Genomic DNA, 373 nt, shown 5'->3' with positions numbered 1-373 from the left:
GAGTTAGCATCTACAATCCGAGAATTTCACCTCTGACAATTGAATACGAATACCCCCAACTGTCCCTATTAATCATTACTTCGGCGTGCAAACCAACAAAATAGACCACCAAAGTCCTATCTTATTATTCCATGCTAATGTATTCAACGGCATAAGCCTGCTTTGAACACTCTAATTTTTTCACAGTAAACGACGAGCGTCGACCCCCCAACAAATTAATGCCAGAAGGCCTCCCCTCGAGGATGACCGGACAGACCACGTGCGACCCCTTTCGGAGCCAGGCCGATCCCATCAGAAATCCAACTACGAGCTTTTTAACTGCAACAACATTAATATACGCTATTGGAGCTGGAATTACCGCTAGTATGCCCAG

At 45.3% G+C, this 373-nt stretch carries 1 protein-coding gene; it reads right to left on the bottom strand.

What is annotated here, in order from left to right:
* Window positions 1–124: 124 nt before the first annotated feature.
* Window positions 125–373, bottom strand: a 249-nt coding sequence (locus CIL05_RS22510) for a hypothetical protein (protein ID WP_095657547.1), incomplete at its 5' end; no start/stop codon positions are given.

It is taken from the genome of Virgibacillus profundi (assembly GCF_002287375.1).
Taxonomy (GTDB): Bacteria; Bacillota; Bacilli; order Bacillales; family Amphibacillaceae; genus Virgibacillus_K; species Virgibacillus_K profundi.
This window is presented reverse-complemented; position numbering and strand designations above follow the sequence as displayed.